Annotated in this window: 2 protein-coding genes; both read right to left on the minus strand. The window is 42.0% G+C overall.

The annotated features are described in order from the left end of the window. Window positions 1–577 precede the first annotated feature (577 nt). Window positions 578–1,168, minus strand: coding sequence for a replication/maintenance protein RepL (locus ACESPU_RS21645; RefSeq protein WP_004295513.1), 591 nt, complete (start codon window positions 1,166–1,168; stop codon window positions 578–580). A 437-nt stretch (window positions 1,169–1,605) separates the two neighbouring features. Next, window positions 1,606–2,709 (minus strand): mobilization protein, encoded by a 1,104-nt coding sequence (locus ACESPU_RS21650; RefSeq protein WP_373133660.1) that lies wholly within the window; start codon window positions 2,707–2,709, stop codon window positions 1,606–1,608. Window positions 2,710–2,826 lie beyond the last annotated feature (117 nt).

The raw sequence follows: 2,826 nt of genomic DNA on the forward strand, positions 1-2,826 counted from the left end.
GCCGGCTGACAGGGGGTTAAGGGGGCTCGTCCCCTTACACACGCACCCTTTAGGGTGCTAGTGTGCTATCACCATACTGCATAGGTGCGAAGTTAGTGAATGTTTTGTAAATGCACAAATAAAGGGAAAAACATTTGGATTTGCGATAATAAAGTACTACCTTTGTTGCTGACCAAACGGTAGCTGACCGATACGGGAGAGTTACCAAAATACAAGCCGCTGGAGTTAATTGACGGACATCCGACATCTCCAGCGGCTTTATTTTTGCCTATCTGCTTCGTCTAGGCATACCAGTACCCCTACTAAAAATGTACTTCAAAGATACTTATTTTCTACCGACTTGATAGTTTTTACCCCATATTCTTGGACATTTTTCCCCCATGAGGTTATCTTTGTAGGGTGAAAGAGAAACCCATAAACGGGGATAGATTGAATGCTGGGAAGCATAAACAATCGGGGTAAGGTTAGCGAACCTTGCCTTTCATCCCCCATTATAACTTTACATAGAGGAACTTTATCTATCCCCCCCCGCCCCCAAAGGGGGAGCGACCAAACGGCAGCTTCACTCAATGGAGTGTTACTGTTCATCAAAGCCAAGTGATAATTGTCGTTTCTCTGCTTCTTCTTTCTTTTGGGCAGCTAAAGTCTTTTTCCGAACGTATGTTTTAGCAAATGTCACTCGGTCACCATTGAATACTATCAGAGGATTAATAAACCAAAGATTATCGGCTGGTCCTCGGGCTATGATTTCAGCTTTTACAAGTTCTGCAAGTCCTTTATAAACGGCTTTGTCTGTTTTGTATTTGGTATATTCTAGGCATTTTTTTCTATTGAAGATGATTAAATCATTTTTGGGTTTCATGCAGGTCATAAAGTAACCAAAAACCCGAATAGCTGCTTGTGATAGGTCAAAGAATGCAGCAAAGTTAGAAAGATACAATTTAGTGAATTGTTCTTCATCTACTTCTATTTGACGGATAAACGAAGTCTTAAACACTTCTCCAGTTTCAGTGTCGGCTAAAGCTACTACGGCTCTCTTATCGCCACCACTATTACTCTTATACTTTTTAACAACATGATTTTCAATACCTTCTATAGCTTGTTTCATAAAAGGATTTTCTTCGTTCTTTTGAAAATCGGTTAACTTAACTGCTTTTTTATTTTCCATTTTGATGTGTTTTTGGGAAATATTATTCTCCACAAAGTAAACTATTATTTTCCATAAAAACAATATTAAGGGAAATATTATTTTCCTGTTTAGTATTATATTAGGAAATCAGTATTTTCTAGATTGGAAAATGAGAATTTCCAATATGGAAAATGCCCTATATTGTGTATCAAGTACTTAACTTATTCTATTTCTTCTATTCTTAATATACCCCCAAAACAGCACAAAATCAGTCACTTAAAAATCATCGGTCGGGGAGCGCCCAGCGGCAAGGGGCGGGACCACCCGTCCCGACGAGCGCCACACCATAAACTTTTTTTAGAATAAGCACACAACCGTTTTCCGAACCCTGCAAGATTTCTTCCGAATCCGAACGGCGTAACACTCCATTGAGTGAAGCTGCCGTTTGGTCGCTCCCCCTTTGGGGGCGGGGGGGGTTACATACCCATACCGAAACCTCTGCTTCTGGTGATTTGCTTGAGTAGGTCTTTCCCCTCTTCCATAGCTTTTGATATGTTTGGGAAATGATGCCTTAAAGCTTCCAGTTGTTCGGAATTGAACAAGTCTTTCATCTTACCAAGTTCTTTTTTCAATTCCTTGGTTTCGGTCTTTAGTTCTTGGTTCTCCGTCCTTAATCGGTTACTGGTTGTCCTTGCGTTGTCCATTTGTTGTCTATAATACTCCTTGTCATTCTCGGCTTTGAATGCCTTTGTGCCGTTTCGCTCTTTTTCAAGTATAGCCTTTCCCAGTCTATCGGATAGCTGTTCATTTTCCCCCTCTAAAGCCTTTACTTTGGCTTTTAAGGCATCCTTTTCCCTATCGTTGACTGTTTTTCCAATCAAGCCGTAAAACTTCTCTGAAGCCTTAGAAATGAGTTTTTGGACGTTCTTCTTTGTTTCAATGGAACGTAGTTCTTTCTGAAGCTGAAGAAGCTGGTTTTGTACGTCCTTGTGTTTGTCTAATGCACTGGATATATCGTTGGATAGTTCCTGAAGCTGTTCTTTCGCACATTCGGTCTTGTACTGCATAGCCGATAAATGTTTGCGGTCAGAAGAAACGCCACGTTCCATGCCCAGTGTTTCAGATGCTATGGTTTGGAGTTCTGCCATGTCATCACGCGATAAACGCACACTTTTCCCATTCGGCTGCGTCCAATCGAAAACTACATGGGCATGAAGGTTAGGTGTCCATTGCTTTGTGTTCATGTATCCTTCGTCCTTGTGTATATGGATTTGAAATGCTTCGATACCGAAACGTTCTTTGCAGACCGTGGCAAACTGCTGGAGTTCCTGCATGGTGGTTTCTTGTTTGATTACTATTACTCCCTCTCGTATGGGTGCGGCTTTAGCCTGCATCTTCTGCCCAACCGTATCGAGATATCTTTGTTTCGCACTTTCCAGCCGATGGGAGATGCTATCTCCAACCCAGCTTTCATTCAAATGACTAAGTTCGGGACGAACATAGTCCAATTCTTTTTCCCTAAAGTTGTGAATCTCGCTCCCCGGCTTCACTGCCTGTACATGAATACTTGTTGCTCCCATAAGTTAACATTTTTGTGACAATCGATAACAGCCGGTGACAGCCGGCTGACAGGGGGTTAAGGGGGCTCGTCCCCTTACACACGCACCCTTTAGGGTGCTAGTGTGCTATCACCATAC

This window comes from Parabacteroides sp. 20_3 (genome assembly GCF_964238835.1).
Classification (GTDB): Bacteria; Bacteroidota; Bacteroidia; order Bacteroidales; family Tannerellaceae; genus Parabacteroides; species Parabacteroides distasonis.